Source organism: Streptomyces virginiae (genome assembly GCF_041432505.1).
GTDB classification, from domain to species: domain Bacteria; phylum Actinomycetota; class Actinomycetes; order Streptomycetales; family Streptomycetaceae; genus Streptomyces; species Streptomyces virginiae_A.
The window spans coordinates 2,735,923-2,761,957 of record NZ_CP107871.1; the positions used below are offsets into that span (position 1 = coordinate 2,735,923).

At 71.9% G+C, this 26,035-nt stretch carries 21 protein-coding genes; 10 read left to right on the plus strand and 11 right to left on the minus strand.

The genetic code is table 11. The features are described 5' to 3' along the window. Positions 1 to 44 precede the first annotated feature (44 nt). From OG624_RS12825 to OG624_RS12835, 3 genes are all read right to left on the minus strand, one after another. Complete coding sequence (locus OG624_RS12825; RefSeq protein ID WP_033221900.1) at positions 45 to 3,185, minus strand: efflux RND transporter permease subunit; 3,141 nt, start codon at positions 3,183 to 3,185, stop codon at positions 45 to 47. A gap of 136 nt (positions 3,186 to 3,321) precedes the next feature. Beyond that, a complete protein-coding gene (locus tag OG624_RS12830; protein ID WP_051763398.1) occupies positions 3,322 to 4,050 on the minus strand; it encodes a response regulator in 729 nt (242 codons plus the stop codon). A 32-nt stretch (positions 4,051 to 4,082) separates the two neighbouring features. After that, positions 4,083 to 4,904 (minus strand): adenosylcobinamide-GDP ribazoletransferase, encoded by an 822-nt coding sequence (locus OG624_RS12835; protein WP_033221902.1) that lies wholly within the window; start codon positions 4,902 to 4,904, stop codon positions 4,083 to 4,085. Positions 4,905 to 4,974: 70 nt separating this feature from the next. Between OG624_RS12835 and OG624_RS12840 the strand changes: the two genes are divergently transcribed. Further along, on the plus strand, positions 4,975 to 5,748 hold the full coding sequence (locus OG624_RS12840) for a hypothetical protein (protein WP_161295781.1): 774 nt from the start codon (positions 4,975 to 4,977) through the stop codon (positions 5,746 to 5,748). A 73-nt stretch (positions 5,749 to 5,821) separates the two neighbouring features. Here the strand turns inward: OG624_RS12840 and pspAA are convergent, their stop codons facing one another. Both pspAA and OG624_RS12850 read right to left on the minus strand, forming a co-directional pair. Beyond that, positions 5,822 to 6,100, minus strand: a complete 279-nt coding sequence (pspAA, locus tag OG624_RS12845) for a PspA-associated protein PspAA (RefSeq protein WP_033221909.1) — start codon at positions 6,098 to 6,100, stop codon at positions 5,822 to 5,824. A gap of 13 nt (positions 6,101 to 6,113) precedes the next feature. Then, positions 6,114 to 6,908: a PspA/IM30 family protein gene (locus OG624_RS12850; RefSeq protein WP_078909381.1), complete on the minus strand. Its 795-nt coding sequence runs from the start codon at positions 6,906 to 6,908 to the stop codon at positions 6,114 to 6,116. 263 nt (positions 6,909 to 7,171) lie between these two features. Between OG624_RS12850 and OG624_RS12855 the strand changes: the two genes are divergently transcribed. Both OG624_RS12855 and OG624_RS12860 read left to right on the plus strand, forming a co-directional pair. After that, on the plus strand, positions 7,172 to 7,780 hold the full coding sequence (locus OG624_RS12855) for a DUF3043 domain-containing protein (RefSeq protein ID WP_106971430.1): 609 nt from the start codon (positions 7,172 to 7,174) through the stop codon (positions 7,778 to 7,780). 65 nt (positions 7,781 to 7,845) lie between these two features. Continuing rightward, a complete protein-coding gene (locus OG624_RS12860) occupies positions 7,846 to 8,589 on the plus strand; it encodes a class I SAM-dependent methyltransferase (RefSeq protein WP_371589802.1) in 744 nt (247 codons plus the stop codon). A 114-nt stretch (positions 8,590 to 8,703) separates the two neighbouring features. On the opposite strand, the gene OG624_RS12865 is transcribed toward OG624_RS12860, so the two are convergent. Continuing rightward, a complete protein-coding gene (locus tag OG624_RS12865; protein ID WP_030731088.1) occupies positions 8,704 to 8,916 on the minus strand; it encodes a hypothetical protein in 213 nt (70 codons plus the stop codon). Between the two features lie 93 nt (positions 8,917 to 9,009). Here OG624_RS12865 and OG624_RS12870 point away from each other — a divergent pair, with 93 nt between their 5' ends. From OG624_RS12870 to OG624_RS12890, 5 genes are all read left to right on the plus strand, one after another. Next, complete coding sequence (locus tag OG624_RS12870; RefSeq protein WP_033221911.1) at positions 9,010 to 10,215, plus strand: bifunctional adenosylcobinamide kinase/adenosylcobinamide-phosphate guanylyltransferase; 1,206 nt, start codon at positions 9,010 to 9,012, stop codon at positions 10,213 to 10,215. 161 nt (positions 10,216 to 10,376) lie between these two features. Further along, positions 10,377 to 11,441 (plus strand): nicotinate-nucleotide--dimethylbenzimidazole phosphoribosyltransferase, encoded by a 1,065-nt coding sequence (gene cobT, locus OG624_RS12875; protein WP_033221912.1) that lies wholly within the window; start codon positions 10,377 to 10,379, stop codon positions 11,439 to 11,441. Positions 11,442 to 11,524: 83 nt separating this feature from the next. Then, entirely contained in the window at positions 11,525 to 13,390 is a 1,866-nt protein-coding gene (locus OG624_RS12880) for a phosphatidylglycerol lysyltransferase domain-containing protein (protein WP_033221914.1), read from the plus strand. A 53-nt stretch (positions 13,391 to 13,443) separates the two neighbouring features. Continuing rightward, positions 13,444 to 14,088 (plus strand): hypothetical protein, encoded by a 645-nt coding sequence (locus OG624_RS12885; RefSeq protein WP_033221916.1) that lies wholly within the window; start codon positions 13,444 to 13,446, stop codon positions 14,086 to 14,088. 34 nt (positions 14,089 to 14,122) lie between these two features. Further along, entirely contained in the window at positions 14,123 to 15,346 is a 1,224-nt protein-coding gene (locus tag OG624_RS12890) for a sensor histidine kinase (protein ID WP_033221918.1), read from the plus strand. A 360-nt stretch (positions 15,347 to 15,706) separates the two neighbouring features. Here OG624_RS12890 and OG624_RS12895 read toward each other — a convergent pair whose 3' ends face one another. The 5 genes from OG624_RS12895 to OG624_RS12915 form a co-directional block, all read right to left on the minus strand. Further along, positions 15,707 to 16,519: an endo alpha-1,4 polygalactosaminidase gene (locus tag OG624_RS12895; protein WP_266357771.1), complete on the minus strand. Its 813-nt coding sequence runs from the start codon at positions 16,517 to 16,519 to the stop codon at positions 15,707 to 15,709. Then, entirely contained in the window at positions 16,516 to 17,211 is a 696-nt protein-coding gene (locus OG624_RS12900) for a spherulation-specific family 4 protein (RefSeq protein ID WP_266357769.1), read from the minus strand. Before OG624_RS12900 ends, OG624_RS12895 begins: the two co-directional genes overlap by 4 nt. Then, entirely contained in the window at positions 17,208 to 18,761 is a 1,554-nt protein-coding gene (locus tag OG624_RS12905; protein ID WP_033221925.1) for a hypothetical protein, read from the minus strand. The genes OG624_RS12900 and OG624_RS12905 overlap by 4 nt, the downstream gene beginning before the upstream one ends. Continuing rightward, a complete protein-coding gene (pelF, locus tag OG624_RS12910; RefSeq protein WP_033221927.1) occupies positions 18,758 to 20,284 on the minus strand; it encodes a GT4 family glycosyltransferase PelF in 1,527 nt (508 codons plus the stop codon). The genes OG624_RS12905 and pelF overlap by 4 nt, the downstream gene beginning before the upstream one ends. A gap of 94 nt (positions 20,285 to 20,378) precedes the next feature. Further along, positions 20,379 to 22,406 carry a hypothetical protein gene (locus OG624_RS12915; RefSeq protein WP_266357766.1) on the minus strand — a complete coding sequence of 676 codons (2,028 nt, stop codon included), beginning with the start codon at positions 22,404 to 22,406 and terminating at the stop codon, positions 20,379 to 20,381. Between the two features lie 346 nt (positions 22,407 to 22,752). On the opposite strand from OG624_RS12915, the gene OG624_RS12920 reads away from it, so the two are divergent. Together OG624_RS12920 and lpdA are read left to right on the plus strand one after the other, a co-directional pair. Then, positions 22,753 to 24,291, plus strand: a complete 1,539-nt coding sequence (locus tag OG624_RS12920; RefSeq protein ID WP_033221929.1) for a leucyl aminopeptidase — start codon at positions 22,753 to 22,755, stop codon at positions 24,289 to 24,291. A gap of 331 nt (positions 24,292 to 24,622) precedes the next feature. Then, positions 24,623 to 26,011 carry a dihydrolipoyl dehydrogenase gene (gene lpdA, locus OG624_RS12925; protein WP_030731050.1) on the plus strand — a complete coding sequence of 463 codons (1,389 nt, stop codon included), beginning with the start codon at positions 24,623 to 24,625 and terminating at the stop codon, positions 26,009 to 26,011. Positions 26,012 to 26,035: the final 24 nt, after the last annotated feature.

Sequence of the window (26,035 nt, forward strand, 5' to 3'; positions counted from 1 at the left end):
CCCTCGTAGCGAGGGGCGGCCCTTCGGCTGTCGTGCGACGGGTGTCAGGCCTTGGCCGGGACCTCGTCCTCCGAGGCGGCGGGGGTCGGGACCACCGTCAGGCGGGCCTCGCGCTTCGCCGAGCGCTTGGCACGACGACGCTCCTTGCGGAGCTCGACCATCGTGTAGAGGGTCGGCACCAGCAGCAGCGTCAGCAGGGTGGAGCTGACCAGGCCGCCGATCACCACGACCGCGAGCGGCTGCGAGATGAACCCGCCCTCGCCGGTGACGCCCAGCGCCATCGGCAGCAGCGCGAAGATCGTCGCCAGGGCCGTCATCAGGATCGGGCGCAGCCGGTGCCGGCCGCCCTCGATGACCGCCTCGACGACGCCCAGGCCCTGGGCGCGGTACTGGTTGACCAGGTCGATCAGGACGATCGCGTTGGTCACCACGATGCCGATGAGCATCAGCATGCCGATCATCGCCGGGACGCCCATCGGGGTGCCGGTGGCGATGAGCAGGCCGAGTGCGCCGGTCGCCGCGAACGGGATGGACACCAGCAGGATCAGCGGCTGGATCAGCGACCGGAAGGTCGCCACGAGCAGCATGAACACGATCGCGATGGCCGCGAGCATGGCCAGGCCCAGCGAACCGAAGGCTTCGTCCTGGTCCTCGGAGACGCCGCCGATGGAGGCGGTGGCGCCCTCGGGCAGGTCCAGGGCCTTGAGCTTGGTCTGCAGCTCGGCGCTGACCGCGCCGGTGTTGTCGCCGAGCGGCCGGGCGGTGACGGTCGCGGCGCGGGCGCCGTCGATCCGGGTCATCGCGACCGGGCCGGGGACCTCCTTGACCTCGGCGATGTCGCCGAGCTTGACCGGGCCGACCGGGAGCGCCTGCAGTTCGGCCAGGGTGGTGGCCGGCTGCGCGGACCTGATGACGATGTCCCGCTCGGTGTCGTCGAGCACGGCCTTGCCCGCCGGGTTGCCCCGGACGGCCTGCGCGACGATCGCGCCGAGCGCGGCCTGGTTCAGGCCGGCCTCGGCCGCCTTGGGGGTGGCGGTCACGGAGATGCGGGGCACGGACTGGGACAGGTCGCTCTGCACGTCGGCGACGTTCTTGAGCTTGGCGACCTCGACGCGGACCTGCTCGGCGGCCTCGGCGAGGATCTTGCCGTCACCGGCCTTGACGACCACGCTGAGGTTCTGGCTGCCGAAGCCGTCGCCCGCGACGATGCGGGTCTCACCGATGCCGTCGAGGGCGGCCAGCTTGCTCTCGATGCCCTTCTTGACGGCGTCCGCCTTGCCGGAGTCCTTCAGGCTGACCTGGTACGAGGCCTGGTTGGAGCCCGTACCGCCGCCGAAGGCCGCGAGGAAGCCGGAGGAGCCGACGGTGACCTGGTAGCTCTTGACGCCGTCGACCGAGGACAGCACCTGCTCGATCTTGCGGCTCGCCTCGTCGGAGGCGGCCAGCGAGGTGCCGGGGGCGAGCTCCTGCTTGACCGTCAGGACTTCCTGCTCGCCCTGGTCGAAGAAGTTGGTCTTCAGCAGCGGGGTCATCCCGAAGGTGCCGAAGAGGACGACCACCGCGATGGCCACACTGGTGAGCCGGCGGCGGGTGGCGAAGCCCAGGACGCGGACGTAGAAGAGCTGGAGGCGACTGCGCGCCTCCTTCTCCTCGGCCTCGCGGCGGGCCTTGGCCGCGCTCTCGGCGTTGCCGGGCTCGACGCCCTTGGGTGCGCTCAGGAACCAGTACGAGAGCACCGGTACGACCGTCAGCGAGACGAGCAGCGAGGCCAGCAGGGCCGCGGTGACGGTGAGCGAGAAGGAGCCGAAGAGCTCGCCGATCATGCCGCCGGTGAGGCCGATCGGCAGGAAGACGGCGACGGTGGTGAGGGTGGAGGAGGTGACCGCGCCGGCGACCTCCTTGACCGCGGTGATGATCGCGGCCTCGCGCTCCTCGCCGTAGCCGAGGTGGCGCTTGATGTTCTCCAGGACCACGATCGAGTCGTCGACGACGCGGCCGATGGCGATGGTGAGCGCGCCCAGGGTCAGCATGTTGAGCGAGAGGTCCTGGGTCCACAGCACGATGAGCGCGAGGACGACGGACAGCGGGATGGAGACCGCCGTGACCAGCGTCGAGCGCAGCGAGGCCAGGAAGACCAGGATCACGATCACCGCGAAGAGCAGGCCGAGCATGCCCTCGGTGGTGAGGCTGGAGATGGACTTGGCGACGGCCGGGCCCTGGTCGCTGACGACGGTCAGGTCGGCGCCGGCGCCGAGCGCGGTGCGCAGCTCGGGGAGCTTGTCCTTGACCGCGTCGGAGATGGCGACGGCGCTGCCGTCCTTGTCCATGGTGAGGACCAGGGCGAGGCTGGGCTTGCCGTTGGTGCGGGTGATGGAGACGGCCTTGGCCGGCTCCTGCTTCACGGTGGCGACGTCGGCGAGGCGGACGGCCTGCTTGCCCGGGCCGGGGCTCAGGCGCAGTTCCTCGATCTGGGCGAGGGAGGTGTAGCCGCCGCCGACGCGCACGGTGCGGTTCTTGCCCGCCTCGTCGAAGGAACCGGCGGGGACGGCCGCGCCGCCCGCCTGGAGGCCCTGGGCGAGGGAGGCGCCGTCGAGGCCGGCGGCCGCGAGCTTGGCGTTGTCGGGGGTGACGGTGACCTGGAGGTCCTGGACTCCGTCGACGGTGACCTGGCCGACGCCCTCGATGTCCGAGAGGACGGGCACGACGGAACGTTCCAGCTGGTCGGCGAGCGCCTGCTGGTCCTTGTCGGAGGTGACGGCGAGGATGACGGTCGGGATGTCGTCGGTGGAACCGGCCACGACCTGCGGGTCGACCTCGGCGGGCAGCCGCACGCGGGCCCGGTTGACGGCCTGCTGGACGTCGGCGACGAGCTGCTTGGTGCCGCTGTCGCCGTAGTCGAAGGTGGCCATGATGAGGGCGTTGCCCTCGCTGGCGGTGGAGGTGATGCCGGTGAGGCCGTCGACACCCTTGAGCATGGCCTCGATCGGTTCGACGACCTGCTTCTCGACCACGTCGGGCGAGGCGCCCTGGTACGGCGCGAGCACGGACACCATCGGCAATTCGATGGAGGGCAGCAGCTGCTGCTTGAGCTGCGGGATGGCTATGGCGCCGAAGAGGAGCGCCACGATCGACACGAGGCCGACCAGGGCCCTTTGGGCCAGGCTGAAGCGGGACAGCCAGGACATGGGTATGAGATCTCTCTGCAGTGACGAACGCGAGGGCACTCCTACCCTGTCGCACCGCGGTCGCGCGTTTCGTCGCTCGCAGGTGCCGTCCTTATGTGCGGCATACCGCGTCTGGAGTACGTCGTACGGGGCGGTGCTACTCCGCGCGTGGGCGGACCAGTCCTGATTCGTAGGCAATAACCACCAATTGGGCCCGGTCGCGGGCGCCGAGCTTGGCCATCGCCCGGTTCACGTGGGTCTTGACGGTCAGCGGGCTGACCTCCAGCCGCCCGGCGATCCCGTCGTTCGACAGTCCCGCCGCCACGTGTACGAGGACCTCGCGCTCCCGGACCGTCAGTGCGGCGAGCCGTTGGGCGTGCGACCCGGCCGAGGCCGCGGCGCCGGCGGGGTCGGTGCCGCCGCCCTGGGCGAGGAAGGTGGCGATGAGCCCTTTGGTGGCGGCCGGGGAGAGCAGCGCCTCGCCGGCCGCGGCGACGCGGATGGCGTTGAGCAGTTCGTCCGGCTCGGCGCCCTTGCCGAGGAAGCCGGAGGCGCCGGCCCGCAGGGCCGAGACCACGTACTCGTCGACCTCGAAGGTCGTCAGCATCACCACGCGCACGTCGGCCAGGTCCGGGTCCGCGCTGATCATGCGGGTGGCGGCGAGCCCGTCGGTGCCGGGCATCCGGATGTCCATGAGGACGACGTCGGGGCGCGTGCGGCGGGCGAGTTCGACGGCCTGGGCCCCGTCGGAGGCCTCCCCGACGACTTCCATGTCCGGTTCGGAGTCGACGAGCACCTTGAAGGCGCTGCGCAGCAGCGCCTGGTCGTCGACGAGCAGCACCCTGACGGGCGCGGCGGAGGGCAGGTCCGTCGCAGTGTGGTCCACGGGGTGAGGGTACGCGGCAGCGCCGGCCACCCTCAGCCGAGGGCGAGGACGATCAGGGCGGTGGTCGCCGCGACCTCGGCCAGGGCGCCGAAGACGTCGCCGGTGACCCCGTCGAAGCGGCGTACGCAGCGGCGGAGCAGCAGCTGCGCGGCGAGCAGGGCGGCGAGGACCGCGGCCGCGCTCCGGCCGGCGGCGGGCAGGCCCATGGGCAGGGCGGCGGCCGCGGCCGCGGCGACGGTGAGCGCGGCGATCAGGGCGGCGGCGCGCCGCGGGACCACCCCGGCGACGGCGGCGCCCAGTCCCCCGGGTCGGGCCGCCGGGACGCCTTCGCGGCAGGCCAGGGTCATGGCGAGGCGGGCCGACACGGCGGCGACGACGGCGGCGAGGGCGCCCCGGATCCAGCTGTCGGCGTAGATCTCGGACAGGGCGGCCACCTGGAGGAGCAGCACGATCACGAGGGTCACGACGCCGAAGGGGCCGATGTCGGACTGTTTCATGATCCGCAGGGCCTCGTCGGCCGGTTTGGCGCTGCCGAGGCCGTCGGCCGTGTCGGCGAGGCCGTCCAGGTGCAGGGCCCGGGTCAGCGCGGCCGGTCCGGCGACGGTGAGGGTCGCCGCGAGCAGCGGTCCGGCGCCGAGCAGCAGCAGGAGCACTCCGGGCAGGGCCGCGAGCACGCCGACGGCCAGTCCGGCGAGCGGGGCGCAGGCCATTCCGGTGCGGGCGGCGGGGCGGTCCCAGCGGGTGATGCGGGCGGGCAGCACGGTGAGGGTGCCGAACGCGAAACGGACGCCGTCGAGGAACGAGGCGCGTTCCGCGGGCGGCGTCTGGGGCGGGCCGTCGAACGAATCTGTCATCGGCGGGAACGGTACCCGCTCGTCGCGGGCGGTAAATTACCCATTACATGCCAAACAGGGAGTCAGTGGGATGGGTCACTGGTGGTATCGGAACATCGTCGAACCGGGGAAGCTGCCGCTTCTCCTCGCGTTGCTCGCGTTCGTGATGTCGTTCCTGGTCACCCGTGTGATCACCCGGATGATCCGGGCGGGCCGGGGCCCCTTCAAGAACGTCACTCCGGGCGGTCTGCACATCCACCACGTGGTGCCGGGCGTGATCCTCGTGGTCATCGGCGGCTTCGGCGCGGTCGGCAGCGGCCGCTACGGCCTCGGCGCGTACGTCTCCGCCGTGATCTTCGGCCTCGGTGCGGGCCTGGTCCTGGACGAGTTCGCGCTGATCCTGCACCTCGACGACGTGTACTGGAGCGAGCAGGGCCGCAAGAGCGTGGAGCTCGTGGTCGTCACGGCCGCCGTCGTGGCCCTGGTCATCGGCGGATTCGTGCCCTTCGGGGTGAACGACCTGTCCAGCGAGGAGCGCCAGAGCCGGGGCCTGGTCGTCATGAACGGGGCCACCAACTTCTTCCTGGCCCTCCTCGCCCTGTGGAAGGGCAAGGCGCGCACCGCGCTCTTCGGCCTGGTCGTCCCCCTGGTGGCGCTGGTCGGCGCGATCCGGCTGGCCCGGCCCGGATCCCCGTACGCGAAGCGGTTCTACGCGAACCGGCCGCGCGCCCGGGCCAAGACCGAGCTACGGGCCTATCACCACGACCGGCGCTGGGCGCGGCCGCGCCGCGCGTTCGAGAACTTCATCGGCGGGACCCCTGACCCGGATCACCGCGTGTCCCTGGAGAAACCGCCCCCGCCCTGACGACGGCGGCGGGCCCGTCCCCTCCGAGAGGGGACGGGCCCGCCGCCGTGCTGTCGGTGACCCGGTCCGGGGCTCAGCCCGGGATCAGGCCGTCGTCGCTGAGCATCTCCCTGACCTCGTCCAGCCCGGCGTCCGCCGCGGGGAGGATCAGCTCGGACGGTTCCAGCGCGTCGTCCGGGAGCGGCGTGCCGAGCCGCCGTACGGCGTCGAGCAGCGCGCCCAGCGTCCGCCGGAAGCCGTCCTCGTCACCGCCCTCCATCTCCGCGAGCAGTTCGTCGTCCAGCTTGTTGAGCTCGGGGAAGTGGCTGTCGGCCACTTCCACCTGACCTTCCCCCATGATGCGGACAATCATGACGGGCCCCGTCCTACTGCTTGTCGAACCGGTGCGGAGCCTGCGGCTGCTGCCCGTTGCCCTGGGCGCCGCCCTCGATGGCCTGCTGCTGGGCGGCCGGGCCGCCCGCCAGTTCGGCCTTCATGCGCTGGAGCTCCAGCTCCACGTCCGTACCGCCCGAGAGGCGGTCGAGCTCGGCCTGGATGTCGTCCTTGGAGCCGAGGCCGCTCTGGTCGTCGAGCGCTCCGGAGGCCAGCAGCTCGTCGATCGCGCCGGCGCGGGCCTGCAACTGCGCGGTCTTGTCCTCGGCGCGCTGGATGGCCAGGCCGACGTCGCTCATCTCCTCGGAGATGCCGGAGAAGGACTCCGCGATCCGGGTCTGCGCCTGGGCCGCCGTGTAGGTGGCCTTGATGGTCTCCTTCTTCGTGCGGAAGGCGTCCACCTTGGCCTGCAGCCGCTGGGCGGCCAGCGTCAGCTTCTCCTCCTCGCCCTGGAGGGTCTGGTGCTGCACCTCCAGGTCGCTGACCTGCTGCTGGAGCGAGGCGCGCCGGGACAGGGCCTCACGGGCCAGGTCCTCGCGGCCCAGGGCGAGGGCCTTGCGGCCCTGGTCCTCCAGCTTCGCGGACTGCCCCTGGAGCTGGTTGAGCTGCAGCTCCAGGCGCTTGCGGGAGGTCGCCACGTCGGCGACTCCGCGACGCACCTTCTGCAGCAGCTCCAGCTGCTTCTGGTACGAGTAGTCGAGGGTTTCGCGCGGGTCCTCGGCCCGGTCAAGGGCCTTGTTCGCCTTCGCGCGGAAGATCATCCCCATACGCTTCATGACACCGCTCATGGGCTTCGCGCGCCCCCTTCTAGACGGACTGTGCTCCAGGTCACCGACAGAACCCACAGTACGGGCCCTGTCTCCATTACCGCACTGTTCGAGTACGGATGCGCTCCTCCTCCAGGACGACTACGCCCCCGCCCCATCAGGCGTAAGGAGTAGGTGATCCCAGGAGAGCGGGCCCACCGCACGGACCGTGCAAGGGGAAGGACGCCCGCCGTTGCCGGATCGTTCCCCAGCGGGGTGGGGCCCATGCCCGCAACCACGTAGGCTTGGGTTTTGTGTTTGGTAGCCGCTCCTCCAAGGAAGAGAAGGCCGCCGCCACCGACAAGGTGAGCGCCGACCTCTCGCAGCCCCGTGACCCGCAGGCCCCGAAGGGCCGCCCTACGCCGAAGCGTGCTGTGGCCCAGTCGCAGCGCAAGGCCGTGGTGGCCTCGACCGGCAATCGCAAGGAGGATGCCAAGCGAGCCCGTGAGCGTCGCCGTACCGAGATGGCCAAGCAGCGCGAAGCGCTGGCCAACGGCGACGAGCGTTACCTGCCCACCCGTGACAAGGGTCCCGTGCGCCGGTTCGTCCGCGACTACGTGGACTCCCGCTACTCGGTCGCCGAGATGTTCCTGCCCCTGGCGGTGGTCATCCTGGTGCTGAGCATGGTGCGGCAGCCCGCGATCCAGAACATCGCGCTGATGCTGTGGCTCGGTGTGATCGTCCTGATCCTCCTCGACTCCGTCGGCCTGGTCTTCCGCCTCCGCAAGGCCCTGGTCACGCGGTTCCCGGACGAGCCGCGCCGCGGCGCCATCGCCTACGGCCTCATGCGCACCCTCCAGATGCGCCGGCTCCGTCTCCCGAAGCCCCAGGTCAAGCGTGGGGAACGGCCCTGAGCCGAGCCACGCCCGGCGCCTCGGGGGAAGGCTTCGCGGAAGGCGCCCGGCTCTGGCTGGAAGGCCTGGGCGGACTGCGTAACGCGGTCCGGCAGGAGCTCGTGGGCCGACAGGTCGACGAGCAGATCGCGCAGCGCTTCCCGGTCGGGCAGCGGCTGCGCGTGCTCGACGTCGGCATGGGCCAGGGCACGCAGGCACTGCGGCTGGCCCGCGCCGGGCACAAGGTGACGGGCCTGGAGCAGGACGCCGGGATGCTGGCCGTCGCCCGTGAGGCGCTGGCCGCGGAGCCCGAAGGGATCCGTGACCGGGTCACCCTCCTGGAAGGGGACGGGCGCGAGACCGGCGCCCATTTCCTGCCGGGCAGCTTCGACGTGGTGCTGTGCCACGGGGTACTGATGTACGTGCCCGAACCGGACGCGATGCTGGCCGGGCTGGCCCGGATGCTGGCCCCCGGCGGACTGCTGTCCCTGCTGGTGCGCAACGGCGACGCGCTCGCCATGCGGCCGGGCCTGGACGGTGACTGGAAGGGCGCGCTGGCCGCGTTCGACTCCACCGACTACACGAACCGGCTCGGCCTGGACGTCCGCGCCGACCGGCTGGCCGGACTGACGGCCACCCTGTCGGGGATCGGTGCGCCGCTGCAGTCCTGGTACGGCGTCCGCGTCTTCACCGACGGCACCGAGGCGGGCGAGGTCCTCCCGCCCGACGAGGAGCTGGAGCGGCTGCTGGCCGCCGAGGACCGCGCCGGGCGGATCGACCCCTACCGGGGTGTGGCCGCGCTGCTGCACCTGTGCGGGGTCCGGGGCTGACCCTGCCGACCGGATCACCGGCCGGTGCGGGTCCGTACGGAACATGCGCGAGAAGGGGCGGGCCGGGGGTTCTCCCCCCGGCCCGCCCCTTCCTCCACCGAGCCTCCGGCAGGGCTACGCGTCCAGTGCGGCCCGCAGGCTCATCGTGTAGAGCTCCGTCCCGCTGTCGTCGGACAGCTTCACCTGCTCGACGCCGCCTTCCAGCAGGTCCTTCCAGTACTCACCGACCCAGGACTCCGCGTCCCCCTGCGTGGTGAACTCCTCGGGTACCACCGACGGGCTCGTCTCGGTGCCGTCGGCCGTCTCGAACCGCCACGTCCACGCCATGTCCGCCTCCGTTGCTCGCACGCTTCCTGTCCTGAGTGTGCCCGCAGAGTAACCGGGCGCGCAGCAGTCTCGGCGACGCGGGAGGATCATCCTGTGGAACTCACTCTGCTCGGCACCGGAACACCCGAGGGGCTGCCCCGCCCCGGCTGCCCCTGTGCGGCCTGCGCCGTGTCCGTCGGCACGCGCTCCCGCGCCGCCACGGCCGTGCTCGTCGACGGGGCGCTGCTGCTGGACCTGACCCCCGGGGCGGTGCTGGCGGGCGCCCGGGCCGGGCATTCCCTGGCCGGGGTACGGCAGGTGCTGCTGACCCACCCGCACGACGGGCCCGCGGTCGAGCTGCCGCCCGGCCTGCCGGCCGCCGGGCGGGTCCCGGACGGGCGGGAGCTCGCGGTGATCTCCGGGCACCGGGTGCGGGCGGTGCCGATGGACGCGCCGGGCACCGGGTACGAGGTGACCGGCCCGGACGGCGTCCGGCTGCTGTACCTGCCGCCGGGCGGGGCCCCGGCCGGGGTCGCCGACCGGGCCGGGCAGCGCCCGTACGACATGGTCCTCATGGACGTGCTGGGCCGGCCCGAGGCGTTGGCGCGGCTGCGGGCGAGCGGCGCCGTCGGCCCCGGCACGGACGTGATCGCCGTCCACCTGGACCACGACATTCCGCCGGGCCGGGAGCTGGAGCGCCGGTGCGCGGCCGCCGGGGCGCGGGCGGTGCCGGACGGGACGACCGTGATCGTCGGGGAGTACGCGGTGGTGCCGGACCTGCCGCGCCGGACGTTGGTGCTGGGCGGGGCCCGCTCCGGGAAGTCCGTGGAGGCGGAGCGGCGGCTGGAGTCCTTCCCCGAGGTGGTCTACGTGGCCACCGGAGGCACCCGGGACGGCGACGCGGAATGGGCCCAGCGGGTCGGCCTGCACCGGGAGCGCCGGCCGGCGAGCTGGCGGACGGTGGAGACGTGCGAGTTGGTACCGCTGCTGGCCGCCGACGGGCCGGCGCTGCTGATCGACTGCCTGGCGTTGTGGCTGACGGACGCGATGGACCGGGCCGGGGCCTGGGACGACGAGGTGTGGGCCAAGGGCGGGCGGCAGCAACTCGCCGAGCGGACCGCCGAACTGGTGGCGGCCGTCCGCGCGACCCGCCGTCCGGTGGTGCTGGTCAGCAACGAGGTCGGCTCGGGCGTCGTCCCGGCGACCTCCTCGGGCCGTCGCTTCCGGGACGAGCTGGGTCGGCTGAACGCGGCCGTCGCGGGCGAGTGCGAGCACGTGCTCCTCGTCGTCGCGGGCCTGGTGACCGTACTCAAGGAGTAGCGCGGGAGCAGCGGGGGAGGCGTCGGCGCGGCGCGCCGACGGGAGATCGCCGGCGGGTCCGACGGCCGGTTCGCCGGCGGGTGTTCCGCCGTTCCGCGACCGGGCCGGAACCGGGCGCCCAAGGCCTGAGGGAGGGCCTTACCGGCTGTACTCTCTGGCAGATGAGCACGCTGAATCTCGACGACTTCTCCGATCTGATCGAGCGCCCCGACGGGGGCGTCCGGCGTGACGCCGAGGAACGCCGTGAGCGCCTCGCCGTCCCGCCCGGCGCGCTGGGCCGGCTCGACGAACTCGCCGAGTGGCTCGCCGCCGCGCAGGGTCGGGTTCCGGTCCGGCCGATCGAACGCCCGCGCGTGGTGCTGTTCGCCGCCGACCACGGGATCGCCGCCGCGGGCGTCTCCGCCCGGGCCGCGTCCACCGGCCACGAACTGGTGCGGGCCGTCCTGGACGGCGCCAGCCCCGTCGCCGTCCTGGCCGGCCGGCTCGGCGCCACCATACGGATCGTCGACGCCGGGCTCGACTGCGACCCCGAACTGCTCCCCGCGGACGTGGTCGGGCACCGGGTCCGACGGGGCAGCGGCCGGATCGACGTGGAGGACGCGCTCACCGTCGAGGAGGCCGAGGCCGCGCTGCGGCTCGGAATGCGGATCGCCGACGAGGAGGCCGACTCCGGGACGGACCTGGTCGTCCTCGGTGACCTCAGCGTCGGCGGCACCACGGTCGCCGCGACCCTCGTCGCCGCGCTGTGCGGAACCGACGCCTCGGTGGTCACCGGCCGCGGCGGCCTGCCCATCGACGACCTGGCCTGGATGCGCAAGTGTGCCGCGATCCGCGACGCGCTGCGCCGGGCCCGCCCGGTCCTCGGCGACCAGGTGGCGCTGCTCGCCGCGGTCGGCGGTGCGGACGTGGCCGCCATCACCGGATTCCTCCTCCAGTGCGCGGTGCGCCGTACCCCCGTCATCCTTGACGGTGTCGTTTCGGCCGCGTGCGGGCTGGTGGCCCAGCGGGCCGCGTTCCGGGCTCCTGACTGGTGGCTGGCCGGACAGGCCAGCGGCGAGCCGGGCCAGGCGAAGGCACTTGACCGAATGGCGCTCAACCCCGTGCTCGATCACGGCGTCACAGTAGGTGAAGGCACCGGGGCATTGCTGGCTCTCCCCCTCGTCCAGGCGGCCGCCGCACTCGCGGCGGAACTCCCGGAGCGGGCGGCGGAGGAGCCGACGGAATGAGCCGCCGGGGCCCGCGGTCCTGACCAGGCCGTGGCCCCCGACCGCACAATGACGGACAGCTGCGCCCCATATGATCGCTTTTTATGGGAGAGGTCCGTTTGACCAGCGCAGAGACCGACCGCAGCGCCGTACCGGCGACCGGTTCGTCAGCCGGCAGGAAAGAGACCGGCGGCGACCCCGCCGGCAAAGCAGCGGGCAGCGGCCGGGAGACCGGCCGCGGAAGCGCCCGTTCACGGCACGGCGCCGCCTTCGCGGTGTGGTACCTGCGCGCCGTCACCTTCATCAACTTCCTCAGCGCGGTGTGGGTTTCGCTCGGGCAGGACCTCAGACGCCACAACGTCGAGGACTTCTACACCCCGTACATGCTCACCGCGGGGTTCGCCTCCGGGCTGTTCACCCTGCTGCTCGCCGTCACCCTCGGCCGCCGCAAGCGGGCCTCCTGGATCCTCAACCTCGTCCTCAGCGGCCTCCTGGCCCTGCTCCTCGCCAACGCGCTCTCCACGCACGAGGAGATCCGTGAACACGCGCAGAACTGGGTCTCCCTGGTCCTGACCGCCGCCTTCACCGGGGCCCTGCTGCTGGGCCGACGCGAGTTCTACGCCAAGGGCGACCGGTCCAACCCGACGCTCGCCAGCGCCGTCGCCGCCGTCGGCCTGCTCCTCACCTCCCTGATCGCGGCGCTGCTCGTCGGCGCCACCAACACCTCCCCGCTGAGCGCCGAGGCCTCCTTCCCGGAGCGCTGGTGGTACGGCGTGATGCGGCTGATCACCCTCACGCCCGGTGAGCGGGCCTCCGAGGCGATCACCACGCCCGGCTGGGTGGACGTCGTCATCAACGTCATGTCGATGCTGCTGCTGCTCGCCGTGCTGTTCGCCGCCTTCCGCTCGCGCCGCGCCGTCGACCCGATCAGCGAGGAGGACGAGGAGCGGCTGCGGGCGCTGCTGGCCCGGCAGGGCGACCGCGACTCGCTCGGCTACTTCGCGCTGCGCCGCGAGAAGTCCGTCATCTGGTCCCCCACCGGCAAGGCCGCCGTCACCTACCGCGTCGTCGGCGGGGTCTCGCTGGCCTCCGGCGACCCGATCGGCGACCCCGAGGCCTGGCCGGGCGCCATCGACCCGTGGCTGGCCGAGGCCCGCGAGCACGGCTGGGTACCGGCCGTGATGGGGGCGAGCGAGGAGGCCGGGCAGATCTACGCCCGGCACGGCCTGGACGCCCTCGAACTCGGTGACGAGGCGATCGTCGAGACCGCCGAGTTCACCCTGGAGGGCCGCGCCATGCGGACCGTCCGACAGGCCTTCAACCGCGTCAAGCGGGCCGGGTACAGCGTGCGCATCCGCCGGCACGACGACATCCCGGCCGACGAGATGGCCGAGCTGGTGCGCCGCGCCGACGACTGGCGCGACGGCGCCACCGAGCGCGGCTTCTCCATGGCGCTGGGCCGACTGGGTGATCCCGCGGACGGCCAGTGCGTGATGCTGGAGTGCACCGACGGCAACGGCGAACTGCGGGCCGTGCTGTCCTTCGTACCGTGGGGACCCAAGGGTCTGTCGCTGGACCTGATGCGCCGGGACCGGGACTCCGAGAACGGCCTGATGGAGTTCATGGTCATCGAACTCCTCGAACGCTCCAAGGAGATCGGGGTCACCCAGGTCTCCCTCAACTTCGCGATGTTCCGGTCCGTCTTCGAGCGCGGCTCCCGCCTCGGCGCCGGTCCGGTGCTGCGGATGTGGCGCTCGCTGCTCAGCTTCTTCTCCCGCTGGTGGCAGATCGAGTCCCTCTACCGGGCCAACGCCAAATACCGGCCGATCTGGGAACCGCGGTTCATGCTCTTCGAGAAGAGTTCGGACCTGCTGCGGATCGGTGTCGCGGCCGGCCGGGCCGAGGGCTTCCTGGAGGCCCCCGGCCTTCCGAAGTGGCTGCACCGCAGACACCTGGAGACCCGCCGTTGACAGCGTGGAACACGTCCCCACTCGGGCAGTTCGCCCGCCGTGAGTGGGGACCCATGTTCTGGACCGTCCGGGACGCGCTCGTCCGCGACAGATGGCGGGCGATCCCGATGACCATCGGCGCGGTCTGCCTGACCTCGGTCTTCCAGATCGTGCAGAACACCTCCTGGGGGTTCCAGCCGGTCCAGAACCTCGGATCGGTCAAAGCCGCCGACCCGCTCGGACTGGCCCTCCTGCGCACCCCGCTGTCCCTGTTCGTCCCCGCCCTGGACCTGCCGGTGTGGGGGGCGCTCGCACAGATCCTGCTCGTCTTCGGCATCGCCGAGATCTGCATCGGCTGGTGGCGCACCCTGCTGATCGGCTACGTCGCCACCCTCGCCGGGACCACGTACGCGCGGATCGGGCTCGCGCTCGGGCCGGAGCATCCCCTCGGCCTGCCGGTGTCCGACCGGATCGTCAACGACACCGGGCCCTCGGCGGCGGTGGTCGGGCTGGCCATCTACCTCTGCTGGCGCTACCGGGCGTACCTGACCGGCGCCCTGGTGATCCTGGCGATGATCGGCGAGGTGCTGGTAAAGGACAACCTGGCGGGCAAGGAACACCTGGCGGCCATCACCGCCGTCATGGCGGTGTGCGTGGTGCGGGCCCGCTGGGGGCCGGTACGGGCGCACGTGCCGCTGGGGCCCCACCCTCCGCCGTAGGGGGCGCCGGCGGATGAGGCCGTACGGTATCCGGGTGACGACAGACCTCGGGCCGTTCGCCCCCACCCGGCAGTGGATGCGGACCCATCCGCTCGCCACCGATGCCGTGCTGGCGTTCGGGGCGTTCGTCGCCATGGTCCTCGGCTCCTTCGCCGATCCGCACGGGCCGCACGGGCCCACCTTCGGGACGCGCACCCCCGAGCCGTTCTCGCTGCTGCTGATGCTGCTCGGCGCGACCGCCCTGGTGTTCCGGCGCCGGCAGCCGCGCGCGGTGCTCGCCGTGACCTGCGGGCTGTCCCTGCTGGAGCTGACCACCGGGGAACCGCGGGCCCCCGTCGCGATGTGCACCGTGATCGCCCTGTACACGGTGGCCTCCCGCACCGACCGGCCGACGACCTGGCGGATCGGGGTGCTCACCATGGCGGGGCTGACGGGTGTGGCCATGCTGGCCGGGCCGCTGCCCTGGTACGCGCAGGAGAACATCGGGATCTTCGCCTGGACCGGGATGGCCGCGGCCGCCGGCGACGCCGTACGCAGCCGGCGGGCCTTCGTCGACGCCATCCGGGAACGGGCCGAGCGCGCCGAACGGACCCGGGACGAGGAGGCCAGGCGGCGGGTCGCCGAGGAGCGGCTGCGGATCGCCCGGGACCTGCACGACGTGGTCGCCCATCACATCGCACTGGTCAACGTGCAGGCGGGAGTGGCCGCGCACGTCATGGACAAGCGCCCGGACCAGGCCAAGGAGGCACTGGCGCACGTACGGGACGCCAGCCGGTCGGCGCTGAACGAACTGCGGGCCACGGTCGGGCTGCTACGGCAGTCCGGCGACCCGGAGGCCCCGACGGAGCCCGCGCCGGGGCTCGGCGTCCTGGACGAACTGGTGGACACCTTCCGGCACGCCGGACTGCCGGTGGAGGTCATCGTCCAGCTGGAGGACGTGGCGGCGGGGCCGCTGCCGGCTGCGGTGGACCTGGCGGCGTACCGGGTGATCCAGGAGGCGCTGACGAACGTCCGCAAGCACGCGGGGCCGGGGGCGAAGGCGGAGGTCAGCGTGGTGCGGGTGGGGCCGTCGGTGGAGGTGACGGTCCTGGACGACGGTGGTGAACCGGCGGACCCGGCGCCGGAGCCCGCCGACCCGGGCGGGGGCCACGGCCTCCTCGGCATGCGCGAACGCACCGGCGCCCTGGGCGGCACCTGCTTCGCGGGCCCCCGCTTCGGCGGCGGCTACCGCGTCCACGCCATCCTCCCCCTGGGCTAGCAGCCCCGCCCCCGGTCGATCGAACCCAGCCTCGGCACATCCAGCCTCGGTCCGGCCATCCCAGCCTGGGTCCGGCCGATCCAGCCTGGGTCCGGCATATCCAGCCCGGGTCCGGCATATCCAGCCCGGGTCCGGCATATCCAGCCTCGCCGGCGTTTGAGGCGCGGGTCCGGGCGGAGCCCGGTGCCCGGCGGAGCCGGGTTCCCTGGGGCTCCGCCCCAGACCCCGCGCCTCAAACGCCGGCGAGGCTGAAGTTGGCCCAGGCCTGTCCGAGACTGCCGGTGGAGCCGGACGTGGGCCCGGCGAATCCGGAAAGGTGCCCCGTGCTGCGGGAAGTGGGTTGCTGGGGTGCCGGCCGGGCTACTGGCAGACCTGGCGCCAAGCATCCAAGTCGTACCGTTTCTGCATCGAGCTGAACTTCGCCGCCCGGGCCCGCGGGCACCAGCGGTTCAGGCGGCCCTCGTACTCCACGTGGAAGACCGCCTTGCCCGCGTCGATGAACGGCGCGTACCGGTCGCACTCCTCGTACTCCATGCACTGCTCGTTCACCGCGAAGTCGAAGTCCCCGACCAGTTCCGGGATCTGGTCCAGGTCGTTCTTGAGTCCCACCGACATGCCCCGGTCGTGCACCAGCCGGGCGATCAGGCGGTTGTACTTCAGCTGGTCGTCCGCGGTCAGCGGGAAGCCGGACCGGTTGGCGTAGCCGTCCATGTTGTCGGGCTCCACCGCGTCGAAGCCCTTCGCCTTGCACATGTCGAACCGCTTGGCCATCAGCGGTTCCAGTTGTGCCAGGGCCCGGATGTCCAGCCAGCGTTCGCCGTCCCAGCCGTTGCCCTCGCCGAGCAGTGCCTTCGGGAAGGCGTCGGCGTCCGGACGGAAGTCCTCCCAGGCGCCGGTGGAGAGGTAGCAGATGGTCTTGCGGCCCGCCTTCTTCAGGGTGGCGAGCTGCTCCTTCGTGGTGTTGAACCCGTCGATGTCGTAGACGGCCGCCTTCACCGAGGTGTCGAGCTTCCCCGTGAGCTGCCACTGCCAGCCGACCCCCGGCTTCGGTTGCCACCGCTCCCCCGGCGCCGGGTCGGGCGACAGCTCCTCCCGGTCCGGTTCGGGCGGCGGGCTCGTACAGGCGGCGAGCAGCAGCAGGGGCACGGCCAGCAGGAGTGCGAGCTTCCTCATCCCGCCGCCTCCAAGGCGTACGGCAGGGTCCCCCAGGGGTGCGCGCCGCTGCCGGGGACGGCGCAGTGCACCCCGGCTCCGCGTTCGGCGGCGAGTTCCTCGGCGAGCCGGGCGGCGAGCGCGCCCGGCGGGACCCCGTACACGAGGTGGCAGAACCGATGGGCCGGATGGTCGGCGGTCCAGGGCGGTACGGCGGCCGCGTCCCGGTAGGCGTCCCAGGGGCCCTCGAAGGTGACGAGCAGGTCGGCGAGTTCGGCGTAGCCGGGGTGCGGGTGGACCCCGTGGTTGAGGACGAGGGTCTGGGCGCCCGCGGCTCGGGCGGCGACCGCGAGCCGCCCGTAGTGCGGGAGCAGTTCCGGGTCGGCGGAGGCCTGGTCGAGGAAGGCCCCGTCGGTGGCGTACCAGTCGCGGTGGCGCAACAGGTCCTGCACCACCTCGGCGTGCGGGCGCCGCCCGTAGTCGGTGTCGGCGTATCCGAGGACGGGTACGCCGACCTCGCGCAGCCGCTCGGCGACGGTGGCGAAGCGTTCGTCGCGGGCGGCGCCCGGTCCGCTGTCGGGGTTGAGGACCACCGAGTGCAGCCGGCCGGCGGAGCGGATGAGACGCTCCCAGGCTTCCGGCCGGTCGGCGGGATGCTCGTAGAGGGGCACCAGCAGCATGGGGTCCTTCTTCTCGGACGGATGGTGCTTCATCGGTGGGCGGTCGCTCGGCCGAGGAGCAGGCAGACCAGGGCGGCCAGGACGGCGGCGGCCGCGCCGGCCACGACCAGTTGGACGGCGCGGGGTTGGCCCAGCCCGGTCAGCAGGGCCAGGCTCTGGGCGACGGCGGCCGAGGAGCAGACGACGGCCGCGGGACGGACGGCTCCGAAGGACTGCAGGAGCAGCCCGGTCCACATGACGGCCCCGAGCAGCAGCAGGGTCGCGATCCGGACCCCGGTGAGGACGGGGGCGTCGGGCCAGAGCAGGGTGCCGACCAGCCCCAGGGCCAGCAGGACGGTCAGGTAGACGGCGAGGCACCGGGTCAGGGTGGTGAGCATCCGGCGCCGGAAGGCCCGGGGCGAGCGGGCCCCTTGGAGCCCGGAGAGGCTCCCGCTGCGGAACCGGTGGAGCAGCCATTCGGCCGGGCCCATGCTGAGGGTGAGGGCCACCGCCGAGGGGGCGGCGACCGCTTCGGCGGGGCCTCCGGCGAGGACCTCGCCGAGGGCGGCGTACAGCACGAGCAGTCCGGTGCCGAGGCCGAAGACCCCGTAGGGGACCGAGTCCCCGATCCGGGGCCCGCGGGATACGAAGTCCTCCTCGGCGCCGCGCAGCATCTGCCAGCGCACGGGGCCCTGGCCGGGGCGGCGGGCCGCCGAGGTGCGGATCCGGCGCGCGGCGGCCCGTAGCCCGGCGGCCAGCGGGAGTTCCCGGAGGGCCAGGGTGCAGGCGGCCAGCAGGGACGTCACGAGCAGCGTCACCCGGACCGGTACGGGCAGGTCGACGAAGAGCGCGAGCACTGCTCCGACGGCCATCGGGGCGAGGGCGCAGAGCAGGACCCGTTCCCGGCCGAGGACCAGCAGGACGGTGGCGGCCCCGACGTAGAAGGCCTGTCCGGCGGCGAAGGCGTAGGAGAACGGGGGCCCGCCGGGCACCGACAGGGCGGCGGCGGTGCCCAGGAGGGCGCCGACGGGGGCGCCGACGAGCAGGGTCCGCCCGGCGGCGCGCCGGTCGCCGAGGCCGAGCCAGGAGTAGGCCCGGTGGGACAGGGTCTGGTCCCAGACCCAGCCGATGAGTGCGCCGGCGAGCAGGGTCAGGGTTCCGGCGGGCAGGCCGAGGCGGTCCTGCGGGCCTTCGAGCAGGGGCGCGCCGAGCAGGTAGGCCAGGCCGGGCAGGGCGAAGATCACCCCGCGCAGCAGGCAGGCGGTGAGGGACACCTTCCAGGGGTCGGGGGCGGCGCCCGGCTCCGGGAAGGAGCGGGGCACCCGGGTGTAGAGCTCCTCGGCGAGTCCGAAGGAGTCGTGCCGGCCGTAGGTGAGCCGGATGTACTCGTCCGTCATGCCGTCGGATTCGAGGATGGCGGCGATCTCGTCGGGGTGGACGGCCGAGGCGATGAACACGTCGAGGCGTTCGGCGAGTTCGTCGATCGGGTCGGCGGCGGCGTCGGCCGCGGTGACGTCGGCGCCGCGGCGTGGCCGGGGGACGGCCGGGAGGGTGTCGGCGCCGGCTCCGGGGCCGGGTGGCTTGAGCCAGAGGGATCCGCTCACCACAGGCTCCCGTCGGCGGCGAGTTCGCGGTACCAGGGGTCGGCGAGCCGCTGGGTCCATTCGTCGCCCGCGTGGACGGGCAGGACGGGCTGGCCGGCGAGTTCGCGGTAGATGTGCCGGAAGCCGTCCACGGACTGGTGGAGGGTGAACTTCTCCACGACCCGCTTGCGCGACATCCGGCCGAGTTCGGCCCGGCGTAGGTCGTCGCGGAGCAGGGCGAGGGTGGCGCGGGCCATGGTCTCGGGTTCGCGCGGCGGGACGACGAGGCCGGTGTCGCCGACGGCCTCGCGGACTCCGCCGACGTCGGTGGAGACGGTGGTGCGGCCGCAGGACATGGCTTCGATGATGCTGAAGGGGAAGCCCTCGCTGATGGAGGAGAGCATGACGACGCTGCCGGCCGCGTAGGCCTGTGCGACCTGGTCGATGCGGCCCTCGTAGGTGATCCCGTCGGTCACGCCGAGTTCGGCGGCGAGCTTCTCCAGGCGGAGCTTGTACTCCTCGCAGCCGGCCGGCACGGGGCCGAAGAGGCGTAGCCGCAGGGCGGGCAGTTCCTCGCGCATGAAGGCGTAGGCCCGGATGAGGGTTTCGAGGTCCTTGATCGGGTCGATGCGGCCGCACCAGCTGAGGGTGGGCACGTCGGGTTCGGGTCCGGCCTCGGGGAAGGCGTGCGGGTCGACGCCGTTGTAGACGGTGCGGATGCGGTCGGATTCGGCGCCTCCGCGTTCCTCCCAGCGGCGGTTGTACTGGTTGCACGGGGTGATCAGGTCGGCCTGCCGGTAGCCCTCGGTGTTGAGTTCGCGGTAGAAGCCGAGCATGAGGGCCTTGACGGGCCAGCGTTGGGCGGCGCTGCGGTAGCCGAGGTAGCGCTCGCGCAGGTAGATGCCGTGCTCGGTGAGCAGGAAGGGGACCCCGTCGAGGTACTTGGCGGCGAGGGCCGGGAGGGTGGCGAGGCCGCTGCTGACGGCGTGGGCGACGCTGTCGGGCGGGATCCGGACACCGAGCGGGCGCAGTGCGTGTTCCAGCAGGTCGGTGGCGGTGAGCGCGTCGTGGATGGTGGGCGCGGCCTCGGCGGTGACGAGTCCGGGCCGGGTCCATACGGTCATCAGGAGCCGCAGGACGGACTCGGAGCGCAGGGCCGGTGCGAGCTTTCCGGCCCGGGCCAGGACGGCCAGTTCGCGCAGGGCTTCGGAGAAGCTGTGCCGGGCGGGATCGGGCTCGGGGTCGAGCAGGGAGAGCAGGAAGCTCTCGTAGACCTCGGTGAAGCGGCGGTGGGCCCTGCCGCGCAGGGCGGACCGGCGGTTGCGGGACGGGAGCGGCCCCCACAGCGGGAAGGCGGTGTGCCGGTAGACGTTGCGGGGCAGTTCCCAGGTGACCGGCTCTCGTCCGGAGCCGGTCAGGGCTATGACGTTGAAATCCACCTCGGGCATCCCCCGCACCAGTTGGTCGCACCAGGTGCTGACTCCCCCGTGGACGTGCGGATAGGTGCCTTCGGTGAGCATGGTGACGTGACGCCCATGACTCATGCGGTGTGTCCCCCCAGGACGGAAAAGGGGCCGGCGCCCGTGGGTTTCGCGGAGCGCCGGCGCTAGGTGGTACTCGTGGTGGCTTGCGGGACGGTCAGCTGGGCAGCTTGAGCGTGACGGCGCTCTGGAGCAGCTCAGGACCGGCCCAGGTGGAGCGGGTACCGGCGTACGCGGTGCCGAAGTCGGCGGTGCCGAGCAGCAGCTGCTTCTTGGTGCCGGTGGGCGCGGTCACCGGGGCGACGACCCCGGAGGGGGCCTTGATGGTGACGTCCTTGCCGATGCGGTAGGCGGTGACCTTGCCGTCCGCGAGGGCCTTGTCCCAGGCGGCGCGGCGCTGGAATTCGACGCCGGTGTCCTTCATGGACTGGTTGACGATCGGCGCGCTGGGGGCGTACAGGGCGCGGTAGGTGTCGAGGACCTGGTTGAGGACCGGGTACAGGGTCCGGTCCTCGGCGAGGTTGGACTGGTGGACGTAGTGCGGCCGCGGGTCGTTGGCCAGGACGTGGCGCAGGGCGGTGCGGGCCTCGGCCGGGACGATGCTGTCGAGGTAGCCGGTGTTGACGTTCAGCGGGGCCGGCAGGCAGGTGGAGGTCGCCGGGTTGTCCTCGCAGACGCCGCTTCCGCCCTGGGCGCGGCTGGTGTAGATCCAGTTGTACTCGTCGGCCATCTCGGCGTTGGTGCCCGTGTTGTAGTACACGTTCATCGGGTGCCGGGGGACCGTGAGGGCGGCGCCGACCGCGCGCTGCGCGGGTTCGCGGGAGTTGTCGCTGCCCGCCCACTTGACCCCGTTGTCGGCGAGGGCGCCGGCCAGGTTGGGGTTGTCGACGGGCTGCTGCGGTGCGGTCTTGAGGCCGGAGTGCTCACCGGTGACCAGTTCGGTCTTGTCCGTGGTGATGCCCTTGGTGGCGGCCCAGTTGTTGTTGTCGCGGATCTGGGCGGAGATCTCGGCGCGGCTCATGTACTGGATCGCGCCGGCGGAGTTCTTCGTGCAGGTCCACGGGGTGACAGCGGTGTTCTGGACGCAGCCGAGGAACGGGTGGGTGTAGGTGTGGTTCATCCAGCGGTACTTGGCGCGGTCGGCGACGAGCTGGGCGGTCAGCGCGTCGACGCCGCCGTTCTCGGCCTTCCATTCCTCCCCGGCGCCGCCGTTGAAGAGCATGTCGAGCTTGAAGTTCTTGGACGTCTGCCACTGCGCCGCGTACACGGCGTCGGCGGCGCTCATCCGGATGGTGCTCTCCTTGCCCTCGCCGCCCGCGCAGGCGTAGTCGCCCGGCGTACAGTTCAGGTCTTTGTTCCAGCGGGCGTCGGGGGCGAAGACGTCGTCGACGTGGACCGCGAAGTAGTTGCGGCTCTGGCCGAGGTGCACCCCCTGGGTCAGCCAGTCGACGATGCCGCGGGCGAGCAGCCGGAACTGCTGCTGGTACTGGTTGTAGCCGAAGGTGACGACCAGTTCGCTCCGGCCGTCGTGCGTGTACTCGCCGACGAGCGAGGCCCGGCCGGAGCCGACGGGCGCGTCGACGTAGCTGGTGTAGCCGGGGCGCGGCTTGCCCATGAAGCCGAAGCTCTCGGGGACCAGGGCCGAGTTGTCCTCGAAGGTGACCTGGCCGCCGAGGTAGGCGAAGGGGCCCGCCTTGCCGGCGGTGGTGACGGCGGCCTGGGTGCCGTCGAGCTGTCCGCTGTAGCCGCCGTTGTCGGTGTACTCCAGCCCGACGCCCGGGTGGGCCCAGGTGTAGGCGTCGACCTGGCGGATGCCGTAGGTGGTCTCGTAGGTGGTGAGGGCGGCCATCTCGGCCGAACCCTCGCCGAACGGGTTCTCGTTCGGCAGGACGACACCCTGGTACTTGGCGCGCGGACGGCCGTCCACGGTGTCGCTGAGGAAGCCCGCGTTGATGACCGGGCGGCCGCTGCTGCCCAGCTGGACGCGGGTGTAGGGCACCCCCGTGTCGCGGAGTTCCGCGGTGATCGCCTCGACCGAGCTGCCGCCGTCGTCGACGACCAGCACCTTCAGGTCGATGCGCGGTGTCGCGGCCGCCTGAGCGGTCGCGGCGGGTACTGCCACGGATACCAGGGCAGCTACCGCCATCATCGCGGCGACCCTGTTCATCCGGTTCTTGTTGACCATTTTCGGCCTTTCCCCCCGCAGGCATCCCTTGACTCGGCCCTTGGCGGACAGCCGGACCTGGGAAGCTCTGTGGAAATCATGCAAAGGAACCCCGCGTCCCCTTGCGAGAGTGGACCGAGTCTTTCGGACCTCGTCAGGTCTACGAGGCAAACCTGGAGCAGAGTCCACAGATGGGTGAACCTGATGGCCGCTTGATCGAACAACTTGCCAAACCTTCGAGTGACGTACGGACGAGCGCGTACGCGTAGGCTCATTTCTGGCGGCTGTCGGGCCCGAATACGATCGCTACGGATGGCCGTCCACCCACTCGGCCCACACACACAAACGGAAGCGAGACTTCACCACCGTGACTGCTCTGACTCTCAGCACTGCCGGCGCGGCGACGCTCCGCGCCGACGCCCTCGTGGTCGGCGTGGCGAAGGGCCCCAAGGGACCGATCGTCGCCGCGGGCGCCGAGGCCGTGGACAAGGCGTACGACGGTAAGCTCGCCGGCGTCCTCGACGCACTGGGCGCCTCGGGCGCCGAAGGCGAGATCACCAAGCTGCCGGCCCCGGCGGGCCTCAAGGTCCCGGTCGTGCTGGCGGTGGGGCTCGGCTCCGTCCCCGAGAAGGACGAGTCGTTCGACGAGGAGGTGCTGCGCCGCGCCGCCGGCGCCGCCGCCCGCGCGCTGCACGGCACCAAGAAGGCCGCCTTCGCCCTCCCGCTGGAGGACGCCTCGGCCGTCACCGCCGTCGCCGAGGGCGCGCTGCTGGGCGCGTACGCGTTCACCACCTACCAGGGCGGCGAGAACAAGGTCCGCAAGGAGGCCAAGGGCGCGGCCCCGAAGGCCCCGCTGGCCGAGGTGGCCCTGCTCGGCGCCAAGCCCCGCGACAAGGAGCACAAGGCCGCGATCGAGCGCGCCGCGGTCGTGGCGGCCGAGGTCAACGTCGCCCGTGACCTGGTGAACACCCCGCCGAACGACCTGACCCCCGAGGCCTTCGCCGCGGTCGCCTCCGCGGCCGCGAAGGAGAACGGCATCAAGGTCCAGGTGCTGGACGAGAAGGCCCTGCTCAAGGGTGGCTACGGCGGCATCATGGGCGTCGGCAAGGGTTCCGAGAACCTGCCGCGCCTGGTGAAGCTCACGTACACGCACCCGAAGGCGGAGAAGACCCTGGCCTTCGTCGGCAAGGGCATCACCTACGACTCGGGCGGCATCTCCCTGAAGCCGGCCGGCCACAACGAGACGATGAAGTGCGACATGGCCGGCGCCGCCGCCGTCTTCGCCTCCGTGGTCGCGGCCGCGAAGCTGGGCCTGCGGGTCAACGTCACCGGCTGGCTCGCGCTCGCCGAGAACATGCCGTCGGGCTCCGCCACCAAGCCCGGTGACGTGCTGCGCATGTACAGCGGCAAGACCGTCGAGGTCCTCAACACGGACGCCGAGGGTCGGCTGGTCCTCGGTGACGCGCTGACGAAGGCCTCCGAGGACAACCCGGACGCGATCGTCGACGTCGCCACGCTGACCGGCGCCATGGTGCTCGCCCTCGGCGACCGCACCTTCGGCATCATGTCGAACGACGACGCCTTCCGTACGTCGATCCACGAGATCGCCGAGGAGGTCGGCGAGTCCTCCTGGCCGATGCCGCTCCCCGCCGAGCTGCGCAAGACCATGGACTCCCCCACCGCCGACATCGCGAACATGGGTGTCCGCATGGGTGGCGGCCTGGTGGCCGGTCTGTTCCTGCAGGAGTTCGTCGGCGAGGGCATCACCTGGGCCCACCTCGACATCGCCGGCCCGGCCTTCCACGAGGGCGCGCCGCACGGCTACACCCCCAAGGGCGGCACCGGCTCCGCCGTCCGCACCCTGGTGCGGCTGGCCGAGCGTACGGCCACGGGCGACCTCGGCTGACGACCTCGTTCGATGTGATGTGACGCACCCCGGGCCGGGTCAGGGCCCGGGGTGCGTTGCGTCTTCGCGCCGTCCGCGTCCGTCTCACGACGAAACCTGAAGGAATCGGTAGGTATCTCGGTAGGTACCTACGCACAGGTAACCCTCGGTCCGGGCTGATCGCCCGATCACATCGTGGGCCCGGCGTCCCGTGTTCCCCCGACAAATGCGAAGATGGGTTCTCGGCAGGACAGGGCCCCCACCACAGGGCCGAAGAAACAAGCGGCCGTATACCAGCCGCCGCCCGGTCACTGAGGACCGGTGCCCGGCGCACATGCATGGAGGACGTGACGTGGCGAACGACGCCAGCACCGTTTTCGACCTAGTGATCCTCGGCGGTGGCAGTGGCGGTTACGCCGCGGCGCTGCGCGCATCCCAGCTGGGTCTGGACGTTGCCCTGATCGAGAAGAACAAGCTCGGCGGCACCTGCCTGCACAACGGCTGCATCCCCACGAAGGCTCTGCTGCACGCGGGCGAGATCGCGGACCAGGCGCGTGAAGCCGCCCAGTTCGGTGTCAAGACCTCCTTCGAGGGAATCGACATCGCGGGTGTCCACAAGTACAAGGACGAGGTCATCTCGGGCCTGTACAAGGGTCTGCAGGGTCTGGTCGCCTCCCGCAAGGTGACCTACATCGAGGGAGAGGGTCGCCTCTCCTCCCCGACTTCCGTCGACGTGAACGGCCGGCGCATCCAGGGCCGCCACATCCTGCTGGCGACCGGCTCCGTGCCGAAGTCGCTGCCGGGCCTGAACATCGACGGCAACCGCATCATCTCCTCGGACCACGCGCTGGTCCTGGACCGCGTCCCCGAGTCGGCGATCGTCCTGGGTGGCGGCGTCATCGGCGTCGAGTTCGCCTCGGCGTGGAAGTCCTTCGGCTCCGACATCACCGTCATCGAGGGCCTCAAGCACCTCGTGCCGGTCGAGGACGAGAACAGCTCGAAGCTGCTGGAGCGCGCGTTCCGCAAGCGCGGCATCAAGTTCAACCTGGGCACCTTCTTCGACAAGGCCGAGTACACGGAGAACGGCGTCCGCGTGACGCTGGTCGACGGCAAGACCTTCGAGGCCGAGGTGCTGCTGGTCGCGGTCGGTCGCGGCCCCGTCTCGCAGGGTCTGGGCTACGAGGAGCAGGGCGTCGCGATGGACCGCGGCTACGTCCTGGTCGACGAGTACATGCAGACCAACGTGCCGACCATCTCGGCCGTCGGTGACCTCGTCCCCACCCTCCAGCTCGCGCACGTCGGCTTCGCCGAGGGCATCCTGGTCGCAGAGCGTCTGGCCGGTCTCAAGGCCGTGCCGATCGACTACGACGGTGTCCCGCGCGTCACCTACTGCCACCCCGAGGTCGCTTCCGTCGGCATCACCGAGGCCAAGGCCAAGGAGATCTACGGCGCGGACAAGGTCGTGGCCCTGAAGTACAACCTGGCTGGCAACGGCAAGAGCAAGATCCTCAAGACCGCGGGCGAGATCAAGCTCGTCCAGGTCAAGGATGGTGCCGTGGTCGGCGTCCACATGGTCGGTGACCGGATGGGCGAGCAGGTCGGCGAGGCCCAGCTGATCTACAACTGGGAAGCTCTGCCGGCCGAGGTCGCGCAGCTCATCCACGCGCACCCGACCCAGAACGAAGCGATGGGCGAGGCCCACCTGGCCCTGGCCGGCAAGCCGCTTCACTCCCACGACTAATTCGTCACGGGCGCGACGACCACT

Bases quoted from the DNA above. Each gene is read 5' to 3' on its own strand.
- OG624_RS12825 (WP_033221900.1), bottom strand. From the start codon at position 3,185: ATGTCCTGGCTGTCCCGCTTCAGCCTGGCCCAAAGGGCCCTGGTCGGC.
- OG624_RS12835 (WP_033221902.1), bottom strand. From the start codon at position 4,904: ATGACAGATTCGTTCGACGGCCCGCCCCAGACGCCGCCCGCGGAACGC.
- OG624_RS12840 (WP_161295781.1), top strand. From the start codon at position 4,975: ATGGGTCACTGGTGGTATCGGAACATCGTCGAACCGGGGAAGCTGCCG.
- pspAA (WP_033221909.1), bottom strand. From the start codon at position 6,100: ATGATTGTCCGCATCATGGGGGAAGGTCAGGTGGAAGTGGCCGACAGC.
- OG624_RS12850 (WP_078909381.1), bottom strand. From the start codon at position 6,908: ATGAGCGGTGTCATGAAGCGTATGGGGATGATCTTCCGCGCGAAGGCG.
- OG624_RS12865 (WP_030731088.1), bottom strand. From the start codon at position 8,916: ATGGCGTGGACGTGGCGGTTCGAGACGGCCGACGGCACCGAGACGAGC.
- cobT (WP_033221912.1), top strand. From the start codon at position 10,377: ATGAGCACGCTGAATCTCGACGACTTCTCCGATCTGATCGAGCGCCCC.
- OG624_RS12880 (WP_033221914.1), top strand. From the start codon at position 11,525: ATGGGAGAGGTCCGTTTGACCAGCGCAGAGACCGACCGCAGCGCCGTA.
- OG624_RS12885 (WP_033221916.1), top strand. From the start codon at position 13,444: ATGTTCTGGACCGTCCGGGACGCGCTCGTCCGCGACAGATGGCGGGCG.
- OG624_RS12895 (WP_266357771.1), bottom strand. From the start codon at position 16,519: ATGAGGAAGCTCGCACTCCTGCTGGCCGTGCCCCTGCTGCTGCTCGCC.
- OG624_RS12900 (WP_266357769.1), bottom strand. From the start codon at position 17,211: ATGAAGCACCATCCGTCCGAGAAGAAGGACCCCATGCTGCTGGTGCCC.
- pelF (WP_033221927.1), bottom strand. From the start codon at position 20,284: ATGAGTCATGGGCGTCACGTCACCATGCTCACCGAAGGCACCTATCCG.
- OG624_RS12915 (WP_266357766.1), bottom strand. From the start codon at position 22,406: ATGGTCAACAAGAACCGGATGAACAGGGTCGCCGCGATGATGGCGGTA.